Source organism: Aromatoleum toluvorans, from assembly GCF_012910905.1.
Taxonomy (GTDB): domain Bacteria; phylum Pseudomonadota; class Gammaproteobacteria; order Burkholderiales; family Rhodocyclaceae; genus Aromatoleum; species Aromatoleum toluvorans.
Genome location: NZ_WTVN01000007.1, coordinates 41,724 through 66,411 on the forward strand (window position 1 = coordinate 41,724; position 24,688 = coordinate 66,411).

The following is a 24,688-nucleotide window of genomic DNA, read 5'->3' on the forward strand; positions in this document are numbered from 1 at the left end:
GCGGATACTTCTGACATGCTCGCGATCCCCTGCCCATGCCAATCCGGAAAGCCCTTCACCGAATGCTGCGCACCGGTGATCTCGGGCGACCTGCCGGCCGAATCGGCCGAGGCGCTGATGCGTAGCCGCTACACGGCCTTCACGCTGTGCAACGAGGCCTACCTGCTCGACACTTGGCACAGCTCGACGCGCCCCGTGACGCTCGACCTGGCCGGTGGCGAGCCGGCACCCAAATGGATCGGCCTCCAGGTGCGGCAGCATGTGCAGACGGGGAAAGACACGGCCATCGTCGAGTTCGTCGCCCGCTACCGCGTCGGCGGGCGCGCCCATCGCCTGCACGAGACCAGCCGTTTCGTGCGCGAGGATCGCCGCTGGTACTACGTCGACGGCGAGATCCAGGAATAAGGGCATTCCCGGGCGCAATCGCCGCCGCATATAATCGGTCTTGCAGTATGACCTTCACGTGAGCGCGTGCCGCCCCGGCGCCGGCGCCGCGTGCCTACCGCGAGACCGGCATGAACCTCGAAAAAGTCATCTTCGGCTTCTTTATCGTCCTCGCGGCGACGCTGAACTTCGGGTTCTTCGTCGGCGACCTCGACGATCCGGTGCACCATGAGATCAACGAGCTTTTCGTCGCGATCGTCGTCAACCTAATCGCAACGGTGCTCAAGTTCGGCGACCGCACGCAGATCGGCGCCATCCACCTCGCGACCAGCCTGGTCGCCGACCTGCAGCTGATCGCCGCCGCAATGGTGTGGGGCTATGCCGAGCATGTCACGGGCACGGGCATGACGCCGACGATGGTCGCGCGTGTCGTCTCGCTCGCGGGCGGCGCGCTGTTCGCGAACGTCGTTTCGGTGATCATCCTGATCGCCGAGACCATCATGCAGCGCCGCTAGCGAGTCGGCTGCGATGATGCCGCTGCTGCGCCATCAGAGCGTCTTCTTCCTGATCATGCGGCGCCTGCGCGCGCCGCTGATCCTGTTGATCGTCATCATCGCGATCTCGGTGTTCGGCCTCACCCTCGCGCCCGGCGTCGATGCGGAAGGCAAGCCCGCGTACATCAGCTTCTTCCACGCGCTGTACTTCATCAGCTACACCGCGACCACCATCGGCTTCGGCGAGATCCCCTATGCCTTCTCCGACCAGCAGCGGCTGTGGGTCATCATCTGCATCTACCTCTCCGTGGTCGGCTGGGCCTACACCGTGGGCACCGTGTTCGCCCTGCTCGCCGACCGCAACCTGCAGCAGGCGATCCGCACGCAGGGCTTCATGCGTGCCGTGCGCAACCTGCGCGAGCCCTTCTATCTCGTGTGCGGATTCGGCGAAACCGGCCGGCTGATCTGCGACGCGCTCGACCGGCTCGGCGTCCGCGCGGTCGTCGTGGAGCTGGACGACACCAAGGTCGGCGAGATCGAACTGCACGGCTACCGCGCCGACGTTCCAGCCCTGTGCGCAGACGCACGCAACCCGGAGACCCTCAAGTTCGCGGGCCTCACGCACCGCAGCTGCATCGGGGTCGTCGCACTGACCAACGACGACAGCGCCAACCTCGCGATCGCGATCGCGGCGCGGCTCCTCGCGCCGGGCATTCCGGCGCTGTGCCGCGCCGAATCGGCCGAGACGGCCGCCAACATGGCGTCGTTCGGTACACGCCACATCATCAACCCGTTCGAGAAATTCTCGGAATACCTCGCGCTCGCGCTGCACGCGCCCGCCGCCTGGCACCTGCTGACCTGGCTCACCGGCGTACCCGGCACGACGATGGAACGCCAGCGCAACCCGCCGCGCGGCGAATGGATCCTGTGCGGACACGGGCGCTTCGGTCGCATGCTTGCGCACGTCCTCGAACAGGAAGGGGTGCCGCTCACGATCATCGATCGCAACGCCGCGCCCGCCGCGTGCCCGCCGCGCTGGATACAGGGCGAAGGAACGGCGGCCTCCGCGCTCGAAGCGGCCGGCATCCAATGCGCGGCCGGCATCGTCGCGGCCACGTCCAACGACATCGACAACCTGTCCACGGTCGTCACCGCGCGCGAACTCAATCCGGCCCTGTTCGTCATCCTGCGCCAGAACCATTTCGCGAACAACGCACTGTTCGAGGCCTTCGACTACGACGTGAACGTCGTTCCCAGCCGCATCATCGCCCATGAATGCCTCGCGATCCTGACCACCCCGCTGCTCGTGCCCTTCCTCGAAGAGATGAAGCGGCGCAACGAGGAATGGTGCGATCACCTGCTGAAGCGCCTGACCAAGCGCTTCGGCTGGGAGATCCCCACCGTCTGGAGCGAGCGCCTCAACCTCAGCCGCGCCCCGGCGCTGTACCGGCGGCTGATGAAGGGGGCGACAGTCGAGCTGCAGGCGCTGCTGCGATCGCCGTCGAACCGCGACGAGCCGCTCGCATGCGAGGTCCTCTACCTGCAGCGCGATGACGACGACCACGTGCTGATTCCCGACGGCGACACGCAACTGGGGCCCGGCGACGAATTGCTGCTGGTGGGTACGACGGACGCGCAACGCGAGTTCGGGCTGATGCTGTCGAACGACCATGCCCTGGTGTACGTGCTCACCGGCAAGAACCTGCCCGGTGGCTGGATCTGGGAACGGCTGTCGCGCGCCGCCGACGATCCGCACGGCGCCGCATAGCGCCGCCGGATCAGTCGGACGCCACCAGCACGACCGTTTCCCCGCCGAAACGGACGGTTGCGCCCGGCCGCAGCTTCGCGCGCTTGCGCGATTCGACCTTGCCGTCCACCGTCACCCGCCCCGCCTCGACGGCCGCGTGGGCCTCGCCGCCGGTACCGGTGAGCCCGGTCGCCTTCAGCAGCTGATCGAGCTGGATATATTCGCCGCGCACCGCAAACGAAACCGTCATATGCACCTCCCGCACGCGCTTCACATGGCGCGATTCAAATTGATCGATCGGAAGCCGTCAGCCTACACTCCCGGCTATCCCCTTGTTCCTTCAGGCCGCCCAGAACATGTCCGACGACCTGCTGCACCGGATCGACCGCACGCTCAGCCGCGCCGCCGACGCGGGCGCGCTGCTGCCCATCCGCACCGAGCAGACACCGATCCGCGACGCCGGCATCGACTTCACGGTGCGCTGGGTCTCCACCCTCGCGCACAAGGATGCAGCGCGCGTCGAGGCCGCCGTGCGACGCGACCCGGACTTCAACCCCTTCCTGCCTCCCGACCCCGAACTGACGATCGGCCCGCTCGGCGACGAACACCTGGGCGTGCTCAACAAGTTTCCGGTCATCGACCGCCACCTGCTGATCGTCACGCGCCGCTACGAGGCGCAGACCGCGCCCCTGACACGCGCGGACTTCATCGCGCTGGCGACGGTGATGGCCGCCAGCGGCGGACTCGGCTTCTACAACGGCGGCGCCGAGGCGGGCGCCAGCCAGCGCCACAAGCACCTGCAGTGGATCCCGGATGCCACCGGAACCGCGCGCCTGAGCCGCTTCACGCACCAGCTGCCGCAGGACCTGCCCGCCGGAGAAATCGCCACACACCCTGCCCTGCCCTGGCGCCATTGCTTCCTGCGCCTGCCGCCATGCGGCGATGCCGTGTCGCTGGGCGAAGCGATGCACGCGGCCTTCGACCGCGCATGCGCGGCGGTCGGCATCGCCGCATCCGCCGAGCCGATGCCGCCGTACAACTTCCTCGTCTCGCGCGACTGGATGACGGTGATCCCGCGCACCTGCGAGCGCCACGAGAACATCTCGGTCAACGCGCTGGGTTTCGCCGGCTCGCTGTTCGTGCGACGCCCGGAGGAAATCGACACCGTGCGGGCGATCGGCCCGCTCCGGCTCCTTGCCGCCGTCGCGACCCCGCGCTGATCAGGCTGCCTGCACCGGCACGATCGGCGTCAGCGCTGGCAGGCCGATCTGCGCGCGCAGCTCGTTGCATTTCGGATTCGGCGCGCCGTCGGCCTCGTGCGACGGGAATTCGCGGCACGGCGTCGGCCGCCGGTCGTAGATCGTGCAGGACACCTGCTCGCCGGGTTGCCCCTCCAGGGCCACACAGCGGCGCGGCACCGTGTTGCTCCCCGTCATGCAACGCCGGTAGGGGTCGAGCTTCTCGGTCAATGCGACAGGCACGAAACCGTCCGGCGCGTCGTCCGCCTCGCCCCAGTAGAACGACACGCGAAACTGGACGCAGCACATGCCGCAATCGAGGCAGGGGTTGCCGTCGCTCATGGCCCTGCTCAGAGCGGCGGCAAGCCGTGACGCCGGCGCGCCCGGTCGCACGCGTCCTCGCCGATGCCGAGCGCCGCGTACGGCGCGAAGTCGCGGCACGGCGACGGCCTGCCGGCATAGGTCGAGCAGGCGACTTTCGCCCCGATCTCGCCCGAGAGTGCGACGCAGCGCGATGGCGCCTCGTCCGTCCCGCGCATGCGCACCAGCTCGCCGGTCACCGGCACGGTGAGCGCGTCCGGCACCCCGCCCGGCATGGCGCTGGCCAGTTCGGAACGATGGAAATCGACGCGGAAGGCCGCGCAGCAGGCGCCGCAGCGGGTGCAGTGATCGTCGCTCACGCGGCAGCCTCCGGCGGCGTCGCGGCACCGCTCATTCGACGGCGGCCCCGCAGCACTTCTTGTACTTCTTGCCGCTGCCGCACGGGCAAGGATCGTTGCGCCCGACCGCCGCCGGCGTGTGCACCGCCGGCCCATCCACCGACAGCAGCTCCGGCTCATCCAGCCCGACCGCGCGCCACTGCCCGAGAACGGTCTCCAGGCTGCTGACCGCCTGTTCCAACCATTGCAGGCGCGTGTCCTCGTCCGCCATCTCCGCATCGTCGGCGGCCCAAGGCGCCATCAGCTCGTCGAGTGCGGTGCGCACGGCGTCCGCCGCGTCCTCGGGGAGCCCCGCATCCCAATCCGCGGGCCACAGTTCCAGCCCCTGCGCAAAGCCTTCGATCCACTCCTCGCCGATCGCGATCGTGTCGCCTTCGCTCGCCGCGTAGCAGAACGGCTCCCACCCCTCGGGCTGCCCCAGGGTCGTCGCGAGCTCGTTGTAATAGCGCCGCACGAGGCGGATCGCGCGCTGCATCTGGCTGCCCGAACCGAACGAGATCTCGTCGCCGTGCGCCGACCAGACCGGCGGCAGCCACTGCTCGGGCTCGATGGTGACGGGCGACGCGATCACGGCAGCCAGATAACCGTCGAGCATCTCGAGGTTCATGCAATCCTCGGGCACCACGTCCGACGTCAGCAGCTCCTCGAGCGCCTCGAATTCGTGGTCGTCCAGCAGATGGGGGTTATCGCTTCCTGCGTCCGCAGCGGTCTCGTTCGTCATCGTCTTTCTCCTCTATTCCGTTCAGCGTGCGCCATCCGGTTGCCGCGCGCAAGCCCGCACATCGAGGTCGCAGACGAGCCGGTAGAGCGGCTGACCGGAATCGCGATACTTGCGCTCGAACGGCGTCAGCGGCGCCGGCGCCTCGAAGGTTTCCCACGCCACGTCACGGCCGGTCGCCAGTCCGAGTGCACACGCGAATTCCTCGATATACACCCGCCAGTTCGTGCGGCATTCCAGCACGCCGCCCAGCCGCGGGATGAACGGGAACACCGGATGCGCATGCCAGCGCCGCCCGAGGTGGCCGATCTTGGGCCACGGATTCGGGTACAGGATGTAGTGGCGGGACAGGCGCATGCCCGCATCGCACAGCAGACGCCAGTAATCGACGAGGTCGGCGCGCACGAACATCATGTTCTTCGGCAACAGCGCGTCCGGATAGGGTTTGCGGCGATTGAGGCGATCCTCGGACTGATCGACGCCGATCACCCAATGATCGGGAAACGCGCGCGCCAGCTGGATCGTGCTGTGACCGACGCCGCAGCCCGCATCGAGGATCAGCGGCGCCTTGCGGTCCCAGCCCGCGAGGCTGGCCTCGAAGGCCGCGCGGTTGTAGTCGAGACAGGGCTTGCGGAAGGGCTCCGCCAAGTGGCGCTCGACGCGGCGCACGAGCTGCTCGTGGACGCCCGCCTGGGCGCTCTCTGGAATGCGCGAATTTGCGTAGCTCATCGATTCGTCCGGTTCAGGCCGCGAGGGGCACCGCTGCGGAAAGGATGCCGTGCCGCCGCAGCGCCACATCCACTTCGGGCGGCCGGCGCGCCGCCCGCACATTCTGGAACAGCTGCTCGGCCTGCGGGAAATTGCGGCGCAGCAGGTTGAGCCATTGCTTGATGCGGCCCGGCGAATGCTGGGGCTTCACCCTTTCCTGGACCCTGTGCCAGAAAAGCGCGAGCAGCGGCCGCAGCTCCGCCCATTCGGCATCGCGGTCGATCGCGACGTCGGGCACGGCCCCCTCGTGCTCGCGGAGCCGTCGCGCGAGGAAGGGATCCGCAACCGCGCCGCGCCCCAGCATGACGTCGGCAACGCCGCTCTCCGCGCGGCAACGCCGCCAATCCGCTTCCGACCAGACTTCGCCGTTGGCGGTGACGGGAATGCGGACGGCTTCGGCGATGCGTCCGATCCACGGCCAATGCGCGGGCGGACGGTAGCCGTCGAGCTTGGTCCGCGCGTGCACCACGAGGCCTTCCACGCCCCCGGCGGCGAGGGCCTGGGCACATTCGACCGCCCTGTACGTATCCGCAACGCCCAGTCGCATCTTCGCGGTAAACGGCAGGCCGATGGGGACGGCGGCGCGTACGGCAGCGGCGATGCGATACAGCAGTTCCGGCTCGTCGAGCAGCACGGCACCGCCGCGATGGCGATTCACGGTGGGTGCGGGGCAGCCGAAATTGAGGTCGATCCCGGGAGGCGCCAGCTCGACGAGGCGCGCCGCGTTGTCGGCCAGGCACGCGGGATCGGAGCCGAGCAACTGGACGCGCACCGGAACATCCGCTGCCGTCCGTCCGCCCGACCGCAATTCCGGGCACAGGCGGGTGTAGAAACGATGCGGAAGCAGCGTGCCGGACACACGCGCGAACTCGCTCACGGCCCAGTCGTAGGCACAGGCGCGGGTAAGAACGTCGCGCAATACCGCGTCGAGCAGACCTTCCATCGGCGCGAGCAGCAAACGCACACCAACTCCCTGAAAAAAGGGGCGTATTGTACGGCCATTCGCATCGCGGGCGAACACGGACGGCAGCTGGCTGCCCGTCCCCGGCGCCAGCCATACTCTACTTGCCATGCAGAGGCAAATCGCCGATAATCCGCGGTTTCCACTGTTGTCAGGGCGGCCACATTCACCGCCCGTTCGTTCGAGGAATCACCATGAAAGCGGACATCCACCCGAATTACAACGCCGTCCAGGTCACCTGCTCCTGCGGCAACAGCTTTGAAACGCGCTCCACGCTGGGCAAGCCCGTCCTGCACGTCGAAGTGTGCGCGGCCTGCCACCCGTTCTACACCGGCAAGCAGAAGATCGTCGACACCGCCGGCCGCGTCGAGCGTTTCCGCCAGAAGTACGGCAGCGTTCAGCGCCTCGGCTGATCCCGGCCTACGGTCACGCAAAAAGGCAGCTTCGGCTGCCTTTTTTGTTCCCTGCCCGCGGCGCGCCAACGCCCGCCGGCTAGAATTCCGCACCTGACGATCGAACACCCCCGCATAATGACGAGCGGGGCGACATGACATGACTGGTGAATCCTCCGGCACCTCCTCGATACGGCAGCATCTGTTCGGCGCGACCGGGCTGGCGCTGCTCATCGCGCTGTACCTGCTCACCGGACTGACCGGCCACGCCCCGTGGCGCGGCGACGACGCCCGTCACTTCGGCGCGATCTTCGAGATGGTGCAGGGAAACAACCTGCTGTTTCCTGCCATCGCGGGCCAGCCGGAAACGCCCTTCCCGCCGCTCTATTACTGGACGGGTGCGGCCTTTGCACGCCTTCTCGCCCCGCTGGTGCCGCTGCACGACGGCGCACGGCTGGCAACGACGCTGTTCACGGCGCTGGCGATCTTCTGGATCACCCGCGCGGCAACCCGTCTCTACGGGCGCCAGACGCGCACGCCCGCGGCCCTGCTGACCCTCGGCACGCTCGGCCTCGTCCTGCATGCGCACGAAACGCAGCCGATGATTGCGCTGATGGCCATGCAGGCGCTGACGCTGGCGGGGCTCTCGCACATCCCGACGCGCCCGGCGCTCGGCGGGGTCCAGGCCGGGCTGGGCGCGGCGCTCGCCTTCCTCGCCGCCGGCCTGCCCGGCGTCGTGCTCACGATTCCCCTCTTCATCGTCGTCATCGCCGCCTGTCCGGAATGCCGCGATCCGCGCGCCAGCAGTGGCCTCATCATCGGCCTGAGCCTTGCGATCGGCGCATCCGCGCTGTGGCCGCTGGTGCTGCATTACCAGTCCCCGGAGCTGCTCGCGCTGTGGTGGCGCACCGAATGGCCCAACCTGTGGGCAGACCCGATGCGCGGCGACGAACTCGCGCGCCTCGTCGAGTTGCTCGGCTGGTTTGCCTGGCCGCTGTGGCCGATCGCGCTGTGGTCGCTGTGGCGGACGCGCCATCATCTGCTGCACGTATCGTCCTTCCTGCCGATCGCCGCGCTGGCGCTCGCGCTTGCGTGGATCATTGCCAACGGTAGCCTCGGGCAGGCGTCCATGCTGCCCGTGGTGCCGCCGCTCGCGCTGCTCGCGGCATCCGGCGTACCGAGCCTGCGCCGCGGCGCCGCGAATGCGTTCGACTGGTTCGCCGTCATGACCTTCGGCGTGTTCGCCCTGCTCCTGTGGACCGCCTGGAGCGCGCAGGTCTTCCTGTGGCCGCCCGGCCTGGCTCGTTACCTGGTACGGATCGCGCCGGACTTCGCACTACGCTCGCCCGAGATTTCGGCCGCGGTCGGGATTGTCGTCTTTGCGGCGTGGGGGCTGCTGGTGGCGTGGCTGCCGCGCTCGCCGAACCGCGCCCCGGCGAACTGGGCGCTAGGCATGACGATGCTGTGGTGCCTGGCGATCGCGCTGCTGAAGCCCTGGTTCGACCACGACCGGAGCTATCGCCCGACGGCGATGTCCCTGAAGATCGCGCTCGCCGGCGAGCGGGCGGACTGCGTCGCAATGATGGGGCTGTCGCCGAGCCAGCGCGCCTCCTTCCACTACTTCGCCGGGATTCGGCCGGACAAGGTCGTGAACAACGCGACGCCGTGCCGCTTCCTGCTCGCCTCCGACGATCGCGGCAACACCCAGACGCCTGCACCGGAGTGGCAGCAGATCTGGGAATACCGCCGCGGCGGCGGGAAAAGGCAGGAAATCTTCCGGCTGTACCGGCGCGACTGAATCCGCGGCGCCGCGATCGCGCTCAGCCTTCGAGGCGCAGGAAGGTGTCGCGGTAGTGGCGCAATTCGCCGATCGATTCGTAGATGTCCGACAGCGCCTCGTGCTTTCCCTTCTTCACGACCCCCTTGTAGACCTCGGGGCGCCACCGGCGGGCGAGTTCCTTCAGCGTCGACACGTCGAGGTTGCGGTAATGGAACCAGGCTTCGAGCTGCGGCATGTAGCGCGCGAGGAAGCGGCGGTCCTGGCACACGGAATTGCCGCACATCGGCGACGTGCGCGCCGGTAGGTATTCCTGCAGGAACGCGAGCATCCGCGCTTCGGCATCCGCTTCGCCGACCGTGGACGCCTTCACGCGATCGGTCAGGCCCGATTTGCCGTGCGTGTCGCGGTTCCACTGGTCCATCCGGTCGAGCACGCTGTCGGGCTGATGCACGGCGATCACCGGGGCTTCCGCGACGGTATTGAGCTGGGAATCGGTGATCACGATCGCGATCTCGATGATGCGATCGGTATCGGGCTCGAGCCCGGTCATCTCCATGTCCAGCCAGATGAGGTGATTCTGATCCTGTGCCATAATCGTCCGCCCGCTTGAGCAAAGGCGCGATTGTGGCATAGATGCCGCCGCGCCTCGCCGCTACCCGCCGAAATGTCCCCGTACGCCTTCTCGATCCTGTTCCTCGCCGCCGTCACGCTGACCCTGCTCGCACGGCTCGCCCTCATGTTGCGCCAGATCCGGCACGTACAGGCGCGCCGTGACGCGGTGCCGCCGCCGTTCGCGGAGTCGATCAGCCTGGAGTCGCATCGCAAGGCCGCGGACTATACCGCCGCCCGGATGAAGCTCGGCGTCGCCGATGCCGCCATCGGCACCGCATACGTGCTCCTCCTCACGCTCGGCGGCGGCCTGCAGGCGATCCACGACGTGCTCGCCGGAATCCTCGAACCCGGAACGCTCGCCCACGGCGTCGCCCTGCTCGCGGCGCTCGGCATCATCGGCTGGGCGGTCGAATTTCCGTTCGCGCTCTATCGGACCTTCGGCATCGAAAAGCGTTTCGGCTTCAACCGCATGACCCCCGCGCTGTATGCCGCGGACCTCGCGCGCGAGACGCTGCTGGCGGCACTGATCGGCCTGCCGGTGCTCGCCGCGGTGCTGTGGCTGATGGGTGCGATGGGCGAGCGCTGGTGGCTGTGGGTCTGGCTGTTCTGGCTCGGGTTCAACCTGCTGGCGCAGTTCATCTGGCCGACCTTCATCGCACCGCTGTTCAACAAGTTCACGCCGCTGGCGGACGAAGCCCTCAAGGCACGTGTCGAGGGCCTGCTTGCGCGCTGCGGCTTCCGCTCCCGCGGGCTCTTCGTCATGGACGGCTCGCGCCGCTCGGCGCACGGCAACGCCTACTTCACGGGCTTCGGCGCGGCGAAGCGCATCGTGTTCTTCGACACCCTGCTCGACAAGCTCCAGCCCGAGGAAGTGGAGGCCGTGCTCGCCCACGAACTCGGCCATTTCCACCATCGCCATATCTGGAAGCGCCTGGCCGCCGTCGCGGCCGCGAGCCTCGGCATGCTGTGGCTGCTCGGCTGGCTGATGGGGCAGACGTGGTTCTTCGCCGGGCTCGGCGTCGCCCCCGCCGCGGCCGGCACGGCCGTCGCGCTGGCGCTGTTCGCGCTGGCACTGCCCGCTTTCACTTTCCCGCTCGCGCCGCTGATGAGCCATTGGTCGCGGGTACACGAATTCGAGGCCGATGCCTATGCGGCGCAGCAGACACGCGCCGCCGATCTCGCACAGGCACTCGTCAAGCTCTACCGCGACAACGCCTCGACGCTGACGCCCGATCCGCTGTATTCGCGCTTCTTCGACTCCCACCCGCCGGCCGCCCTGCGCGTCGCGCGCCTGCGTTCCACCAGCTGAAGGCCGCCCGCTTCGTGAGCAAACCCCGCCCGAGCCACGGTACGCCACTGAACGGAGTGATCGTCGCCGCCTTCGGCCGTCACTATGAAGTCGCCGTTTCCGGCCGGTCCGTGAAGGACGGGAGCCTCAAATGCTATCCGCGCGGAAAGAAGAGTGTCTTCGCGTGCGGCGACGAGGTCGGGATTGAGGCCAGCGGAGACGATCAGGGCGTCATCACGACGCTGCATCCGCGCCGCAACCTGCTGTGGCGCTCGGATGCCTTCCGGGAAAAGCTCATCGCGGCGAACCTCAGCCAGGTCGTGCTCGTGACCGCGACCGAGCCGGGGTTCTCCGACCTGCTGATCTCGCGCTGCATTGCGGCCGCCGAGAGCCAGCATCTCAGGACCCTGATCGTCCTCAACAAGACCGACCTGAGCGATTCCCTGCCGCAGGCGCGCCGCATGCTGGCCCCGTTCCGGGAGCTCGGTTATCAGGTGGTCGAGCTGAGCGCCCGCGAAGGTGTGGAAGGACTGCTCCCCCATCTCGCCGGCCAGCGGAGCATCTTCGTCGGGCAATCGGGAATGGGAAAATCGACGCTCACGAACGCCCTGATCCCGGAGGCCCGCGCCGCGACGCGCGAAATCTCGGAAGCGCTCAACAGCGGCAAGCACACGACCACCTTCGCCCGCCTCTACCCGCTCGACGGCGGCTGGCTGATCGACAGCCCGGGCCTGCAGGCCTTCGGTCTCGCCCACCTCACGCCCGAGGAACTCGCCGCGAGCTTCGTGGAGTTCCACGACCACCTCGGCAAGTGCCGCTTCCGCGACTGCCGGCACGAGGCCGAGCCCGGCTGCGCCCTGCTGGCAGCGGTCGAGTCCGGCGCGATCGCAGCGCGCCGCTTCGAACATTTCCGTCAGATCCGCGACGAGATCCGCGCAGCGAAGCGGCAGTCGCAGGGCTGGTAGCCCCGTCGAACCGGCCGGACAGGACGAAAAAAAACCCGCCGAAGCGGGTTTTTTTCTGCCCTGAGGCCGAATGGACGATCAGATGCGTTCCCAGATCGTCGTGATGCCCTGGCCGCCGCCGATGCACATCGTGGCCATGCCGTAGCGGCCGTTCACGCGGATCAGCTCGTGCAGCAGCTTGGTGATGATGACGCCGCCGGTCGCACCGACCGGGTGGCCGAGGGCGATCGCGCCGCCGTTCGGGTTGGTCTTCTTCGGATCGAGGTCGAGGCCCTTGTTCACCGCAATCGACTGGGCCGCGAAGGCTTCGTTGGATTCGATCACGTCGATCTTGTCCAGCGACAGACCGGCGCGCTGCAGCGCGAGCTTCGAAGCGGGGATCGGGCCTTCACCCATCACGTCGTTGGGCACGCCGGCGATTGCGTAGGCGACCAGGCGCGCGATCGGCTTGTGGCCGCCGGCAGCCGCCTTGGCAGCGTCGGCCAGCACGAGGAAGGCAGCCGCGTCGTTGATGCCGGAAGCGTTACCGGCGGTGACCGAACCGTCCTTCTTGAAGGCGGGCTTCATCTTGCCCAGCGCTTCCATGGTGGTCATGCGCGGATGCTCGTCGGTGTCGAACACGACCGGGCCCTTGCGGGTTTCGAAGGTGATCGGGACGATCTGGCTCTTGAAGCGGCCGTCGGCGATTGCGGCGGCGGCGCGGTTCTGCGACTCGAGCGCAAAGGCGTCCTGGTCTTCGCGGGTGATGCCCCACTTGCCGGTCAGGTTCTCGGCGGTGATGCCCATGTGGCCGACGCCGAACGGGTCGGTCAGCACGGCGACCATCGCGTCGATCGCCTTGGTGTCACCCATGCGGGCACCGTTACGCAGCGCCGGCATCAGGTAGGCGCCGCGCGACATCACTTCGACGCCGCCACCGATCGCGAAGTCCGCGTCACCCAGCATGATGGCCTGGGCGGAGTTCACGATGGCCTGCTGCGCCGAGCCGCACAGGCGGTTGACGGCGAAGGCCACCGAATCCATCGACATGCCGCCCTGGATCGTCGCGACGCGCGCGACGTAGGGGTAACGCGATTCCGTCGGGATGCAGTTGCCGACGGTGGCGAAGGTCACCTGCTTCGGATCGACGCCGGCGCGGGCGATCGCTTCCTTGACGACCACACCGCCCAGTTCAGCGGGTTCCATGTCCTTCAGCGAGCCACCGAAACCACCCACAGCCGAACGGACTGCGCTCAATACCACAACTTCACGATTCGCCATCTCTGTGCTCCCTCCTGGATGTTAAGCACCAACCCAGCCGGCAATCACCAGCAGGGCCAGCATCAGCAGGCACAGCACCAACGCGCGCCAGATCAGGCCCACGGTGCTCTGCATGTAGTCGGCATCGGCCTCTTCTCCGACACCCATTTCCGGTCGTTCTACGATCTCACCGAATTCATGGACCGGCATGCCCAGGCGAACGCCGAGGGCGCCGGCGCCGGCCGCAATGAGTATACCGGACGCCCTGTCGGCCCATAGCATCGCCTGCGTGCGCCAGCAGAACACCGCGTCCTCGAAGTCGCCCACGACCGAGAACGATGCCGCGGTCAAGCGCGCGGGCAGCCAGTCGATCAGCTCGAAGGCCTTTTTCGCGAAGCGGCCGAACTGGCCGAACTCGGCGTCGCTGCGCTCGCCCCATTCCTCGCCGAGGAAACGTGCGAGGCGATACAGCAGGGCACCGCTCGGCCCCGGCAGGACGATGAACCAGAAGATGACGCCGAACACGTTGCGATGCGCTGCGACCAGCCCCTTCTCGATGGCGAGCCGCGCGACTTCGCTGGAGCTCGCGCCGACGTACTGCCCGCCGCGCCACTCGCTCAGCAGCGAACGCGCGCGGTCGAGTTCCCCCATGCGCAGCGCGAGGTGGATATCCGTGAAGAAATGGCTTTCCTGGCGGAAACCCATCGTCAGGTAGAGCACGGCGATATTGAAGGCCAGCGCCAACAGGGGATGGGCGAGCCACAGCAGGAAGAACACCAGCGCCCCGACTGCGACGACGGAAACGACCAGCAGCAGCCAGGCGACTGCGCCGTTGCGGGCCTGACCGTCGTTGAAGCGTTCAACGAGGACGCCCGCAAGACGGTGAAGCGGATCCAGAACGATTTGCCGCACCGGCAGTGGCCGTACCTGCTCGAGCAGCAGCGCAACAATCAACGAAAGAAGCGTCATGCGAATTGCGATGGGAGAAAGGGTCCGGACCGGCAGTATCTGGCGACAATACCATAAAAGCACGACGGGATTGTGCGACGCGGAAAACATTGCTCGCAGCAAACGCCGCCCAATTGTTGCAGATTATTGAACAGTGCGTGCCGCCCCCACCCGTTTATCCGTCCGACCGGGCTCCCTAGACTGAGAAGACCGGGGCCATGGAAAAGAGCCCCGCATTCAAAGCTGACCCAACCCCTCCCTGGAGACCCCATGACCACGATGCCCACCCTGTTCGTTTCCCATGGCGCACCGACGTTCGCACTCGAGCCGGGCGATGCCGGAAGCGAACTTGCGGCGCTCGCCCGAACGCTCCCGGCGCCGCGGGCGATCCTTGTCGCGTCGCCGCACTGGATGACCGCCGGGGTGAGCGTGACCACGAGCGAACGCCCCGAGACAATCCACGATTTCGGCGGCTTTCCGCGCCCGCTGTACGACCTGCGCTACCCCGCGCCGGGTGCGCCCGAACTCGCCGAGCGCGCCATCGGCCTCCTTGCCGCCGCGGGCGTGGATGCGCGCGCGGAGCCGCGTCGCGGCCTGGACCATGGGGCGTGGGTGCCGCTGCTGCACATGTATCCCGACGCGTCGGTGCCGGTGGTGCAGGTCTCGATGCCGGGGCGACGTCCGGCAAGCTGGTTCCATGCGTTCGGACAGGCCCTGTCGCCGCTGCGCGAGGAAGGCGTCCTCATCGTCGGGTCGGGAAGCCTCACCCACAACCTCTATGAGTTCACCGGCGGCGCAACCGGCACGGAGCCCTACGTGCAAGCCTTCGCACAGTGGATCGCCGACACGCTCGCGGCGAACGATGTCGATGCGCTGCTCGATTACCGGCGGCTTGCGCCGCATGCCGAACGGGCACATCCGACGGACGAACACCTGATGCCGCTGATGTTCGCCCACGGTGCCGCCGGCCGCCATCCGGTGGCGAAACGGCTGGCCGCAAGCGACGTGCGCTACGGCATGCTGGCGATGGACTCTTACGTTTTCGACGCAAGCTGAGCGAAAGCGGGAAGTTCGTTTCCCGCGCTCCGCGTTCGCGTTAATATAAGCACACGCTTCTATGTGAATAGGGGGCGGCCATGAAGCCAGGCCCGGATGCTGACGGTTGCTCTCGCTAGCGCGCCGCCCGCCTCCGCAGCGGGATTGGCCTGGATGACCGAGCTGCGTACGGCGACGAGCCCCCCGGCCGCCCGTTCCGGAGTTGATGATGTCCGTCGATACCCTGACCCTGCCCTGCCCCGACTGCGATGCCTTGAACCGGGTGCCGAGCGCCCGCCTGAATGACGAACCGATCTGCGGCAAGTGCCGCGCGCCGCTGTTCGCGCGCAAGCCCCTGACGCTGACGGCGGCCAACTTCGCACAGCACGTCGAACGCAGCGACCTGCCGGTGCTGGTGGACTTCTGGGCGCCGTGGTGCGGCCCCTGCCGCATGATGGCGCCGGCCTTCGAGGAGGCCGCGCGAATGCTCGAGCCGCAGATGCGGCTGGCGAAAGTGAATACGGAAGAGATCCAGGAGCTGGCCGCGCGCTTCGGCATCCGCAGCATTCCCACGATGATCCTGTTCCGGAACGGACAGGAAGTGGCCCGCCAGTCGGGCGCGATGAATGCCGGTGCGATTGCGCACTGGGCACGCAGCCATGCGCTTTGAGCGGACGCTTGTGGCGCCTCTGCTCGCCCTGTAAGGTTGTCGCGCGGACGGGGATGTCCGCTACATAGTGAGGAGTCGGCGCAGATGTTGGCAGTGGTTCAGCGCGTGTCGGAGGCACGCGTCGTGGTGGACGGCAGGGTGACCGGCGAGATCGGTTGCGGACTCCTGATCCTGGTGTGCGCGGAACGCGGCGATCGCCGCGCGGAAGCGGACAAGCTGCTGGGGAAGCTGCTCAAGCTGCGGATCTTTTCGGACGAGGCCGGCAAGATGAACCGCTCGGTGCAGGACGTGGCGGGCGGTCTGCTGATCGTCAGCCAGTTCACCCTCGCCGCCGACACCACCGGCGGGAACCGGCCGAGTTTCACCAACGCGGCGGCACCCGACGAAGGACGGGCGCTGTACGAGTACTTCGTCGCCGAGGCGCGCAAGGCGCACCCGCAGGTGGAGACCGGCGAGTTTGCCGCGATGATGCAGGTCCATCTGGTCAATGACGGGCCGGTGACCATTCCGGTGCGCATCGCGCCGGCGACCTGAGCGCCCTTTCGCGCAACCCTTGACGGAACATTTCCCATGACCGCTCGTACCCTTGCCTTCGCCGGCCCCCTCGCCAGTCTCCTCGCCGCCCTGATCGCGGGCTGCGCCCAGGCGCCCACCGCCGCGCGCCCCGTGGAATACGCCTGCGATGCGGGCAAGGGCTTTTCGGTCGCCTACCACGCAGGGGACGCTGCGACGATAGACATCGCCGGCATGCGCTTCGGCCTGATGAAGGAGGCCGCGGACGGCGGCGAAGAACGCTACGCGTGCGGCGCCCTGACGCTGTGGCGCCGCGGCAGCATGGCGCGCGTGGATCTGCAGGAATCCCTGTACGAAAACTGCCGCGCACGCGACTGATTTTCGCCCCCGGAAGGATTAACATCAACGATTCCATCGGCGGAGATCTGGATCATGCTCTACGGCGTAACCGACCTGACGACCTTCATCCTCGGCACGATCTTCATCGTGCTGCTGCCCGGCCCCAACTCGGTGTACGTGATGTCGATCGCGTCGCGCCTGGGGGTCGCGGCCGGTTATCGCGGTGCGTGCGGGATCTTCGTCGGCGACACGATCCTGATGATCCTCTCCGCGACCGGCGCCGCGTCCGTGCTGAAGACGACGCCGGCGCTGTTCATGGTGCTGAAGTACGCCGGGGCGGCCTACCTCGCCTGGGTCGGCCTCGGACTGCTGCGCGCGGCGCTCACCCGCTGGCGCAACCGGGCCGCGGGCGCCGCCGAAGCGGAGCAGGCGCCTCTCGACGCCGCACATCCCTTCCGTTCCGCGCTGGTGATCAGCCTGATGAACCCGAAGGCGATCCTGTTTTTCGTGTCCTTCTTCATCCAGTTCGTGGATCCCGGCTACGCTTACCCCGCGCTCTCGTTCGCGATCCTCGGCACGATCGTGCAGGTGTGCAGCGCCGCCTACCTGTCGGCGCTGATCTTCGGCGGGGCGCACCTCGCGGCGCAGTTCCGCCGCCGCCGTCGCCTGTCTGCAGCCGCGACCGGCGGCGTCGGCGGGCTCTTCATCGGCTTCGGCGCCAAGCTGGCCAGCGCGACGCTGGGCTGACGCCCCCGCGGGGGGCGCTGCCACGCTACGAGCGAGTTGCACCCCGTCCGCGATGCGGACGGGAATCCGCTTAGCCCGGTGCGGTTTCGGTCTTGCGCGGACGACGGCTGCGCGAAGCGCCCTTGCGCGCGGGCTTGGCCGAAGCCTCTTCCGCAGACGATGGGGCAGATGGTTCGGCCGGGGGCGTCACTTCGGGTGCAACGGCCGTCGAGGCTGGTTCCACCGCTTCGGTTTTCCCTGCTTCCTCGGTGGCAGCCTGCGCCTTGCCGCGACGCGGTTTTCGGCCGCCCGCCTTGGCGGTTTTCGCTTTCGGCGCTTCGCCCTGCTCCGCTGCAGCGGCTTCGGGCGTAACACTCACGGCGGGCGGCGTGCTCACGGCGGCCGGAAGTTCGGGCCGTGCCGGTGCCGGGTGCGGTTCCGGTTGCGCGGCTTCGGCTGCGGGCATGTCCGCCTTGCGCGGTTCTGCCGCGGCAGCGGCTTCCGCCTTCTTCCCTGCCGACTTGCGTCCGCCGCGCTTGCGGCGTGATTCGTGGCGGCCGGTCGCATCTTCGGCCGCGGGCCGCTCTGCCGGCGCGGCTTCGGCAGGCAGTGCCTCACCCGGCGCAGACGCCACGTCCACGGCCATCGCCTGCTCCGCAGCCACCTCGGCGGCGGGTTCCGCCGGTGCCGCGCGGTTGCCGCGATAGACATAGGCGCCGGATTTTTCGTCGCGCCCGAACTCGAGCAAGCCGCGCGACTGGGCTTCTTCCAGCAGGTTGCCGAAGGCGCGGAAGCCGTAGTACGACTCGTTGAAATCCGGCTTGCGGCGCTTGATCGCCTCTTTCAGCATCGACGCCCAGATGCGCACGCCGCTGTCGCCACGTTCGGCGACGAGCGCGTCGAAGGTCTCCACGGCGATATTGATCGCCTTGAGCTTGCGCGCCTCGGTCTCCTCCTTGCGGCGCGTTTCCTCCTCGGGCGAACGCTTCGGCGCAGGCTGGGTTTCGCGCGTCTCGCGCTTGGCCGCGCGCTGGCTTTCGCGCACGAGGTCGTCGTAGAAGATGAACTCGTCGCAGTTGGCGATGAGCAGGTCCGAAGTCGATTGCTTGACGCCGACGCCGATGACCTGCTTCGCGTTCTCGCGCAGCTTGGACACCAGCGGCGAGAAGTCCGAGTCGCCGCTGATGATGACGAAGGTGTCGACGTGCGACTTGGTGTAGCACAGGTCGAGCGCGTCGACGACGAGGCGGATGTCGGCGGAGTTCTTGCCGGACTGGCGCACGTGCGGGATCTCGATGAGCTCGAAGTTCGCCTCGTGCATCACGGCCTTGAAGCCCTTGTAGCGCTCCCAGTCGCAATAGGCCTTCTTGACGACGATGCTGCCCTTCAGCAGCAGGCGCTCGAGCACCGGCTTGATGTCGAACTTCTCGTATTTCGCGTCGCGCACACCGAGGGCGACGTTTTCGAAATCGCAGAACACCGCCATGCTGACGCTGTCATGGGATGAGGCCATTGGGTTCTCCGGTGGGGTGGCGGGCGCGATCGCGGGGACCACGCAAGGCGCCCATGATAGCGATTCCTGCGACGGCGATGGCGGATGTCATGGCGTCGGGTGGCGGCGGCGGCTCCGTCGAGAGCGCCGTAACGGCCTTCAGGCGACGCGGTCGGGCGGCGTGCGGCCGGCGAAGAAGGCTTCGACGTTTTCCAGCACGCGCATGCCCATGCCGACGCGTGTCTCGCGCGTCGCGCTGCCCAGGTGCGGCAGCAGCACCACGTTCTCCAGCGTCATCAGGCCTTCGCTGACGAGCGGCTCGCGTTCGAACACGTCGAGGCCCGCGCCGGCGATCGTGCCGCTGCGCAGCGCATCGACCAGCGCGGCCTCATCCACGACCTCGCCGCGTGCGGTGTTGATGAGGAAGGCATCGCGGCGCATCAGCGCGAGGCGTTCGGCGTTGATCAGGTGGCGCGTCGCGGCACCGCCCGGGCAATGCAGCGAGACGAAATCCGACTGGGCGAGGACCTCCTCGACCGTATCGCACTGGCGCGCAGCGAGCCCCGCGAGCGCCTCCGCCGGCACGCGGCTGCGGTTGAAGAAGACGATCTTCATGCCGAAGCCGTGCTGCGCGCGCATTGCGACCGCCCGGGCGATGCGGCCCATACCGACGAGGCCGAGCGTCTTGCCGCTCACCTTGCTGCCGATCATGTGCGTGGGACGCCAGCCGGTCCAGTTGCCGCTACGCAGTTCGCGCTCGCCCTCGCCCGCACGCCGGGCGACCATCAGCATCAGGGTGATCGCGAGGTCGGCGGTGCAGTCGGTGAGCACGTCGGGCGTGTTCGTCACCGCGATGCCCAGGCCCCTGGCCGCGTCGATGTCGATGTGGCTGTAGCCGACACCGTAGTTGGCGATCAGCTTCGCGTTCGGCGCGGTGCCGAGGGCATCGGCGTCGATGCGGTCGGAGACGGTGGCGAGCAGCGCGTCGCAGGCGGCGAGCGCCGCGCGGATTTCATCGCGGGTAAAGGGGCGGTCCTCGGTGTTCAGGCGGACGTCGAAGCGCTCGCTCAGGGCGCGTTCGACTTCGGCGGGCCACCGGCGGGTGAGGATGAGTCGGGGTCGGGTCATGGGCTTCCTGCCTGTGGTTCGGCTTGATGTTGTTTGTTACCCCGGAGCGTTTCGGGCTTTCGGGGCGCAATCCTGAACGATACCCGCAATGCGCGCTCCCCGGGATCGGGCGCAACCCCAACGGCAGGCACCCCGGTCACCGGAAACCTTGGGCGCCGGTGCAGCTCTAATTGGCGCAGTCCTCTCCGACATGCACCGGTGCGCGGGGTTCGCCACGTGGATATCCTGCCCCTGATCTCGCCGCTCGGCCTGTCCGGCACGAGCGCCATTCGTCCCGCTTCGACAAACCTTGTCGCAGCGGCGAGCAGCTTTTCGCTGCTCGGCAACACATCGACGATCGTCAATCTGTCCAGCTTCGGCCAGCTTCTTTCGGCAGTGGCGACTTTCCAGAACCGTCTGGCGGTGCTGCGCCCGGGCGCGACCGACAGCAGCCTGGGGAGCAATTTCGGCACCGATTTCGGCAGCCTCGCGACCGAAGTGCAGCATTTCGTCGACAGTTTCAACGGGCTTCAGGGCAGCCTGAACGAGCAGGGCTTCCTGTTCGGCACGGTGCCGGGCTCGTCCGCCGGGACGCAACTGACGGCCGACCTCCAGACACGCTTGACGCGGGTGTTCGACAACGGCGAATCCGCCCTGACCCGCTTGTCGGATCTCGGTATCGAACTGCGGCCGTCGCTGATTCCCGGTGTCGGAACCCTGGGCATCGACGTGGCGAAGCTGCGCGCAGCCTTTGAATCCGACCCCGCAGGCGCTTTTACGCTGCTGGCGAAGGCGGTAACGGAATTCTCCGCGCTGGGAGCGGCGTTCACTTCCTCCAATGGCGGCGCGACGGGGCTTCTGGCGGCGGAACTGCAGTTCTCCGCGCTGCAGTTGAGCCTGGGCCTCTTCGATACGGGCGCCGACCGGCTCAACGCCGGCCTTCCGGGCCTCAATGACCTGCTCACGCTGGCCTCGCTGGGCAACGCCGGGCGCGACTCGCAGGCGCGAACCCTCGCCGCGCTCAACGAGTTCTCGCTGATCTCCTCACTGCTGGGGCAATAGCAGGCTGCAACATCGGCACACAAAAATCCTGAACGCGTGTTTTTCTGTCATAGCGATATGATTTTTCTCATTTATTTGCACAAGTAATCCTGATATAAAAATCTTTTGGGATATTTCTTGTTGCGCCGCACAAGGGATTCCAATATAGTTTGAACCGTCTCCTCCACCCTCCTCCTTTGGTGTGGATTTAGCCCGAGCCGAAATACCGTGCTCGGGCTTTTTTCTTTTTCGGCCCCCGGTTTTCGGGTGCCAAAGCAGAACACCATCATCAACTGCCCCCGCCGGTACAGCGCGGACCCGGCTCGACGGCCCCGAGCGGATCCGCTTCCGTTGATTGCCTGAATCGCCGCCATCTGCCGCGCACATTGGAACGCCTGATCCAGCGATAAAAAAATTTGTCGTACAACTTTACTGCATTGCACAAGCGAGGCCGGTAAGATTCGATCCGTCTCCTCCACCCTCCTCCTTTGGTGTGGATTTAAGCCCGAGCCTCAACCGCTCGGGCTTTTTCTTTTCAGCCGCCGCTCGGCGCGCTCAGCAGGGCCCAGATCCGGTCGACCATCGGGTTGCTGTTTTCGGCGGCGCGATGCAGGCGGACCTCCAGCGGGCAGGTCCATTGCGCCGGCCCCGCCGCAACCAGGCGGCCTTCGCCGATCTCGCGGCCGACGCAACTCTCCGGCAGCCAGCCCAGGCCGTGGCCTTCCAGCACCATCGCCTTCAAGGCCTCGGACATGTGGGTGTCGAAGGAGCGGTCGAAATGGCAGCGCGCGTTGGCGAGCAGGATCATTTCCACGACGTGCCCGAGGTAGGTCCCGGACGAATACGCGAGGAAAGGCACCGCCGCCTCCACCCGCCCCGGTAGCTTGTAGCGCGGCCGGCCGTCTTCGCGGGGGGCGGACAGCGGCAGCATGCGGTCGGTCGCGAGCGTGATGTACGGGAAACGCACCGGATCGAGCAGCATCGGCAGTTGCGGGTGGTGGTAGGCGATCACGAGATCCGTTGCGCCTTCGATCAGTGCGCTCGCGCCTTCGGGCACGTTCACCGCACCGACGCGCGCGACGACGTTGCCCAGCGCCTCCTTCAACTGCCCCAGCCAGCGCGGAAAGAAGGTCAGCGACAGCGTATGCGCGACCGAAAAGCGCACGGTGTCGACATTACCCGGCGACTGCCCGCGCAGCACCGTGCGCATGTCGTAGGTGCGGCGCAGGATGTCGGCCGCGAAGCCGCGGAAGATGCGCCCGGCGGCCGTCAGATGCACCCCCTGCGAGCGGCGGTCGATCAGCTCGACGCCGAGCCAGTCCTCGAGCGCCTGGATGTGCCGGCTAAAGGTCGGCTGAGACACGTTACGGCGTTCCGCAGCGCGCGAAAACGCGCGTGCGTCGGTCAGTGTGAGGAAATCCTCGATCCATTTGATTTGCATGCCCGGTTGACTCCTGTTCGGCTCCTGTCTGGCCCCTATTCGGCTTTCTTGGGGATCTTATGCGTTTTTTGCATGGCGAAACACGGAATCGCAACAGCCTCCGTAGCATTCATGCACACCCACCCACACCAGCCGAAAGGAACAAAGAATGACCTTCACCACAGCCCCCGCCGCCGAGCGCATCGAACACGACCTTCTGGGCGACCGCGCCGTGCCTGCCGACGTCTATTACGGCGTCCACACGCTGCGCGCCGTCGAGAACTTCCCGATCACCGGCACGCCGATCTCGATCTACCCCGAGCTCGTGCGCGCGCTCGCCGCGATCAAGCAGGCGGCCGCGCTGACCAATCAGCAGCTCGGCATGCTCGACGCCGAGCGCACCGACGTGATCGTGCGCGCCTGCGAGGAAGTCCGCGCCGGCGCGCTGCACGATCAGTTCGTCGTCGACGTGATCCAGGGCGGCGCCGGCACCTCGACCAACATGAACGCCAACGAGGTGATCGCCAACCGCGCGCTGGAACTGCTCGGCCACGCGAAAGGCGACTACGCCCGCCTGCACCCCAACGAGCACGTCAACATGAGCCAGAGCACCAACGACGTGTATCCGACGGCGTTGAAGCTCGCCGGCTACCGGGGCATCTTCCAGTTGATCGACGCGATGGAAGTGCTGCGCGACGCCTTCCACGAGAAGGCGGTCGAGTTCGCCGACGTGCTGAAGATGGGCCGCACCCAGCTGCAGGACGCAGTGCCGATGACCGTCGGCCAGGAGTTCTCGACCTACGTCGTGATGCTCGGCGAAGACATCGAGCGCCTGAAGGAAGCCGTGCTGCTGATCCGCGAGATCAACCTCGGCGCGACCGCGATCGGCACCGGCATCAACGCCCACCCGGACTACGCGGGCATCGTCTGCCGCAACCTCGCCGAGATCACCGGCATCCCGGTGCTGACCGCGCCCAACCTCGTCGAGGCGACGCAGGACTGCGGCAGCTTCGTGCAGCTCTCCGGCGTGCTGAAACGCGTCGCGGTGAAGCTCTCCAAGGTCTGCAACGACCTGCGCCTGCTGTCCTCCGGCCCGCGTGCGGGGCTCGCCGAGATCAACCTGCCGCCGATGCAGGCCGGCTCGTCGATCATGCCGGGCAAGGTCAATCCGGTGATCCCGGAAGTCGTGAACCAGATCGCGTTCGAAGTGATCGGCAACGACATGACGATCTCCTTCGCCGCCGAGGCCGGCCAGCTGCAGCTGAACGCCTTCGAGCCGATCATCGCCCACAGCCTGTTCAAGAGCGCCACCCACCTGCGCGCCGGTTGCCTGACGCTCGCCGAGCGCTGCGTCAAGGGCATCACCGTGAATCGCGAAGCGCTGCGCAAGAGCGTCGAGAACTCGATCGGGCTGGTCACGGCGCTGAACCCTTACATCGGCTACGCCAACGCCACCGAGATCGCGCAACAGGCGCTGGTCAGCGGCGACAGCGTGTACGAGCTGGTGCTCGCCAGGGGCCTGCTGACGAAGGCGCAGCTCGACGAAATCCTCAAGCCCGAAGTGCTCACGCAACCGCGCCTGCCGGTCGGGCTCGCCTGAGCACACACCGACAAACGAAAACGCCAATCATCGACGCGATGCGGTCAGCCGAACCAGGAGATGAAGAGTCCCGCACTGCCGGATATTGCGTTGCAGCATGCCTGTCTTATACAAGACACACCCCGGAACCCCAGCTTTCGCTTAACTATATGAATATCTGATAGCTGGATAGAAAATTTGTAGAACAAACTTTATTGCATCGCACAAGGCGGTTCGATATGATTTGAACCGTCTCCTCCACCCTCCTCCTTTGGTGTGGATTTAGCCCGGACCTTCAAACGTCCGGGCTTTTTCTTTTCCGGGCCTGCTGCTTGAGTCGGACGCGCACGAACGGTTTGAAATCCGGTGTTGAAGCCGGGGAGCGGGACGTGCGTCCGTGGCTTGCGACCTGGCCGATGCCGGTCATTTGCCCCTCAAATCACCCCATGAGAACTTCTCACGGCATTCTAGTTGCACAACGCAACTATTTTGTTTAATATTTCAACTGTCTCC

At 67.0% G+C, this 24,688-nt stretch carries 27 protein-coding genes; 15 read left to right on the forward strand and 12 right to left on the reverse strand.

Annotated features, from left to right (window positions below):
* Positions 1-15: 15 nt before the first annotated feature.
* The 3 genes from GPA22_RS06565 to GPA22_RS06575 all read left to right on the forward strand — a co-directional run bounded on the left by GPA22_RS06565 (position 16) and on the right by GPA22_RS06575 (position 2,646).
* The gene (locus tag GPA22_RS06565) at positions 16-405 is read left to right on the forward strand and encodes a YchJ family protein (protein ID WP_169255304.1); all 390 of its coding nucleotides are present in this window, start codon (positions 16-18) and stop codon (positions 403-405) included.
* Between the two features lie 110 nt (positions 406-515).
* Positions 516-899, forward strand: a complete 384-nt coding sequence (locus tag GPA22_RS06570) for a DUF6394 family protein (protein ID WP_169255305.1) — start codon at positions 516-518, stop codon at positions 897-899.
* Positions 900-912: 13 nt separating this feature from the next.
* Positions 913-2,646 carry an NAD-binding protein gene (locus GPA22_RS06575; protein ID WP_169255306.1) on the forward strand — a complete coding sequence of 578 codons (1,734 nt, stop codon included), beginning with the start codon at positions 913-915 and terminating at the stop codon, positions 2,644-2,646.
* A gap of 10 nt (positions 2,647-2,656) precedes the next feature.
* Here GPA22_RS06575 and GPA22_RS06580 read toward each other — a convergent pair whose 3' ends face one another.
* Positions 2,657-2,875 carry an RNA-binding S4 domain-containing protein gene (locus GPA22_RS06580; protein WP_169255307.1) on the reverse strand — a complete coding sequence of 73 codons (219 nt, stop codon included), beginning with the start codon at positions 2,873-2,875 and terminating at the stop codon, positions 2,657-2,659.
* Between the two features lie 106 nt (positions 2,876-2,981).
* Between GPA22_RS06580 and GPA22_RS06585 the strand changes: the two genes are divergently transcribed.
* On the forward strand, positions 2,982-3,845 hold the full coding sequence (locus GPA22_RS06585) for an ATP adenylyltransferase family protein (RefSeq protein ID WP_169255308.1): 864 nt from the start codon (positions 2,982-2,984) through the stop codon (positions 3,843-3,845).
* Here the strand turns inward: GPA22_RS06585 and GPA22_RS06590 are convergent, their stop codons facing one another.
* From GPA22_RS06590 to GPA22_RS06610, 5 genes are read right to left on the reverse strand one after another with little or no spacing between them, the layout of a single operon-like run.
* Complete coding sequence (locus GPA22_RS06590; protein ID WP_169255309.1) at positions 3,846-4,205, reverse strand: YkgJ family cysteine cluster protein; 360 nt, start codon at positions 4,203-4,205, stop codon at positions 3,846-3,848.
* 8 nt (positions 4,206-4,213) lie between these two features.
* The gene (locus GPA22_RS22910) at positions 4,214-4,543 is read right to left on the reverse strand and encodes a YkgJ family cysteine cluster protein (protein ID WP_343035966.1); all 330 of its coding nucleotides are present in this window, start codon (positions 4,541-4,543) and stop codon (positions 4,214-4,216) included.
* Positions 4,544-4,574: 31 nt separating this feature from the next.
* Positions 4,575-5,303 carry a UPF0149 family protein gene (locus tag GPA22_RS06600; protein WP_169255311.1) on the reverse strand — a complete coding sequence of 243 codons (729 nt, stop codon included), beginning with the start codon at positions 5,301-5,303 and terminating at the stop codon, positions 4,575-4,577.
* A gap of 21 nt (positions 5,304-5,324) precedes the next feature.
* Positions 5,325-6,029, reverse strand: coding sequence for a tRNA (guanine(46)-N(7))-methyltransferase TrmB (trmB, locus tag GPA22_RS06605; RefSeq protein WP_169255312.1), 705 nt, complete (start codon positions 6,027-6,029; stop codon positions 5,325-5,327).
* Positions 6,030-6,042: 13 nt separating this feature from the next.
* Positions 6,043-7,032: a tRNA dihydrouridine synthase gene (locus GPA22_RS06610; RefSeq protein ID WP_343035967.1), complete on the reverse strand. Its 990-nt coding sequence runs from the start codon at positions 7,030-7,032 to the stop codon at positions 6,043-6,045.
* A 191-nt stretch (positions 7,033-7,223) separates the two neighbouring features.
* Between GPA22_RS06610 and rpmE the strand changes: the two genes are divergently transcribed.
* Both rpmE and GPA22_RS06620 read left to right on the forward strand, forming a co-directional pair.
* Positions 7,224-7,442 carry a 50S ribosomal protein L31 gene (gene rpmE, locus GPA22_RS06615; RefSeq protein WP_121429552.1) on the forward strand — a complete coding sequence of 73 codons (219 nt, stop codon included), beginning with the start codon at positions 7,224-7,226 and terminating at the stop codon, positions 7,440-7,442.
* A gap of 139 nt (positions 7,443-7,581) precedes the next feature.
* Positions 7,582-9,219, forward strand: coding sequence for an ArnT family glycosyltransferase (locus tag GPA22_RS06620; protein WP_169255313.1), 1,638 nt, complete (start codon positions 7,582-7,584; stop codon positions 9,217-9,219).
* Between the two features lie 22 nt (positions 9,220-9,241).
* On the opposite strand, the gene orn is transcribed toward GPA22_RS06620, so the two are convergent.
* Positions 9,242-9,793 (reverse strand): oligoribonuclease, encoded by a 552-nt coding sequence (orn, locus tag GPA22_RS06625; RefSeq protein ID WP_169255314.1) that lies wholly within the window; start codon positions 9,791-9,793, stop codon positions 9,242-9,244.
* Positions 9,794-9,865: 72 nt separating this feature from the next.
* Between orn and GPA22_RS06630 the strand changes: the two genes are divergently transcribed.
* Both GPA22_RS06630 and rsgA read left to right on the forward strand, forming a co-directional pair.
* Complete coding sequence (locus tag GPA22_RS06630; protein WP_169255315.1) at positions 9,866-11,122, forward strand: M48 family metallopeptidase; 1,257 nt, start codon at positions 9,866-9,868, stop codon at positions 11,120-11,122.
* Positions 11,123-11,136: 14 nt separating this feature from the next.
* Positions 11,137-12,066 carry a ribosome small subunit-dependent GTPase A gene (gene rsgA, locus GPA22_RS06635; protein WP_343035969.1) on the forward strand — a complete coding sequence of 310 codons (930 nt, stop codon included), beginning with the start codon at positions 11,137-11,139 and terminating at the stop codon, positions 12,064-12,066.
* Between the two features lie 78 nt (positions 12,067-12,144).
* Here rsgA and GPA22_RS06640 read toward each other — a convergent pair whose 3' ends face one another.
* Positions 12,145-13,326: an acetyl-CoA C-acyltransferase family protein gene (locus GPA22_RS06640; RefSeq protein WP_169255316.1), complete on the reverse strand. Its 1,182-nt coding sequence runs from the start codon at positions 13,324-13,326 to the stop codon at positions 12,145-12,147.
* Between the two features lie 21 nt (positions 13,327-13,347).
* Positions 13,348-14,274 (reverse strand): CobD/CbiB family protein, encoded by a 927-nt coding sequence (locus GPA22_RS06645; protein WP_169255317.1) that lies wholly within the window; start codon positions 14,272-14,274, stop codon positions 13,348-13,350.
* Positions 14,275-14,523: 249 nt separating this feature from the next.
* On the opposite strand from GPA22_RS06645, the gene GPA22_RS06650 reads away from it, so the two are divergent.
* The 5 genes from GPA22_RS06650 to leuE all read left to right on the forward strand — a co-directional run bounded on the left by GPA22_RS06650 (position 14,524) and on the right by leuE (position 17,557).
* On the forward strand, positions 14,524-15,309 hold the full coding sequence (locus tag GPA22_RS06650; protein WP_169255318.1) for a DODA-type extradiol aromatic ring-opening family dioxygenase: 786 nt from the start codon (positions 14,524-14,526) through the stop codon (positions 15,307-15,309).
* A gap of 208 nt (positions 15,310-15,517) precedes the next feature.
* A complete protein-coding gene (gene trxC / locus GPA22_RS06655) occupies positions 15,518-15,958 on the forward strand; it encodes a thioredoxin TrxC (protein ID WP_169255319.1) in 441 nt (146 codons plus the stop codon).
* Positions 15,959-16,042: 84 nt separating this feature from the next.
* Entirely contained in the window at positions 16,043-16,492 is a 450-nt protein-coding gene (dtd, locus tag GPA22_RS06660) for a D-aminoacyl-tRNA deacylase (protein ID WP_169255320.1), read from the forward strand.
* A 36-nt stretch (positions 16,493-16,528) separates the two neighbouring features.
* Positions 16,529-16,849 carry an MliC family protein gene (locus GPA22_RS06665; RefSeq protein ID WP_169255321.1) on the forward strand — a complete coding sequence of 107 codons (321 nt, stop codon included), beginning with the start codon at positions 16,529-16,531 and terminating at the stop codon, positions 16,847-16,849.
* A gap of 54 nt (positions 16,850-16,903) precedes the next feature.
* Positions 16,904-17,557: a leucine efflux protein LeuE gene (gene leuE, locus GPA22_RS06670; protein WP_169255322.1), complete on the forward strand. Its 654-nt coding sequence runs from the start codon at positions 16,904-16,906 to the stop codon at positions 17,555-17,557.
* A 70-nt stretch (positions 17,558-17,627) separates the two neighbouring features.
* Here the strand turns inward: leuE and GPA22_RS06675 are convergent, their stop codons facing one another.
* A complete protein-coding gene (locus GPA22_RS06675) occupies positions 17,628-19,049 on the reverse strand; it encodes an NYN domain-containing protein (RefSeq protein WP_169255323.1) in 1,422 nt (473 codons plus the stop codon).
* 138 nt (positions 19,050-19,187) lie between these two features.
* Positions 19,188-20,156: a 2-hydroxyacid dehydrogenase gene (locus GPA22_RS06680; protein WP_169255324.1), complete on the reverse strand. Its 969-nt coding sequence runs from the start codon at positions 20,154-20,156 to the stop codon at positions 19,188-19,190.
* A gap of 216 nt (positions 20,157-20,372) precedes the next feature.
* On the opposite strand from GPA22_RS06680, the gene GPA22_RS06685 reads away from it, so the two are divergent.
* A complete protein-coding gene (locus GPA22_RS06685) occupies positions 20,373-21,197 on the forward strand; it encodes a flagellar filament capping protein FliD (RefSeq protein ID WP_169255325.1) in 825 nt (274 codons plus the stop codon).
* Between the two features lie 514 nt (positions 21,198-21,711).
* Here GPA22_RS06685 and GPA22_RS06690 read toward each other — a convergent pair.
* A complete protein-coding gene (locus GPA22_RS06690) occupies positions 21,712-22,617 on the reverse strand; it encodes a LysR substrate-binding domain-containing protein (RefSeq protein ID WP_169255326.1) in 906 nt (301 codons plus the stop codon).
* 148 nt (positions 22,618-22,765) lie between these two features.
* Between GPA22_RS06690 and aspA the strand changes: the two genes are divergently transcribed.
* On the forward strand, positions 22,766-24,196 hold the full coding sequence (gene aspA / locus GPA22_RS06695) for an aspartate ammonia-lyase (RefSeq protein WP_169255327.1): 1,431 nt from the start codon (positions 22,766-22,768) through the stop codon (positions 24,194-24,196).
* The last annotated feature ends 492 nt before the right edge of the window (positions 24,197-24,688 follow it).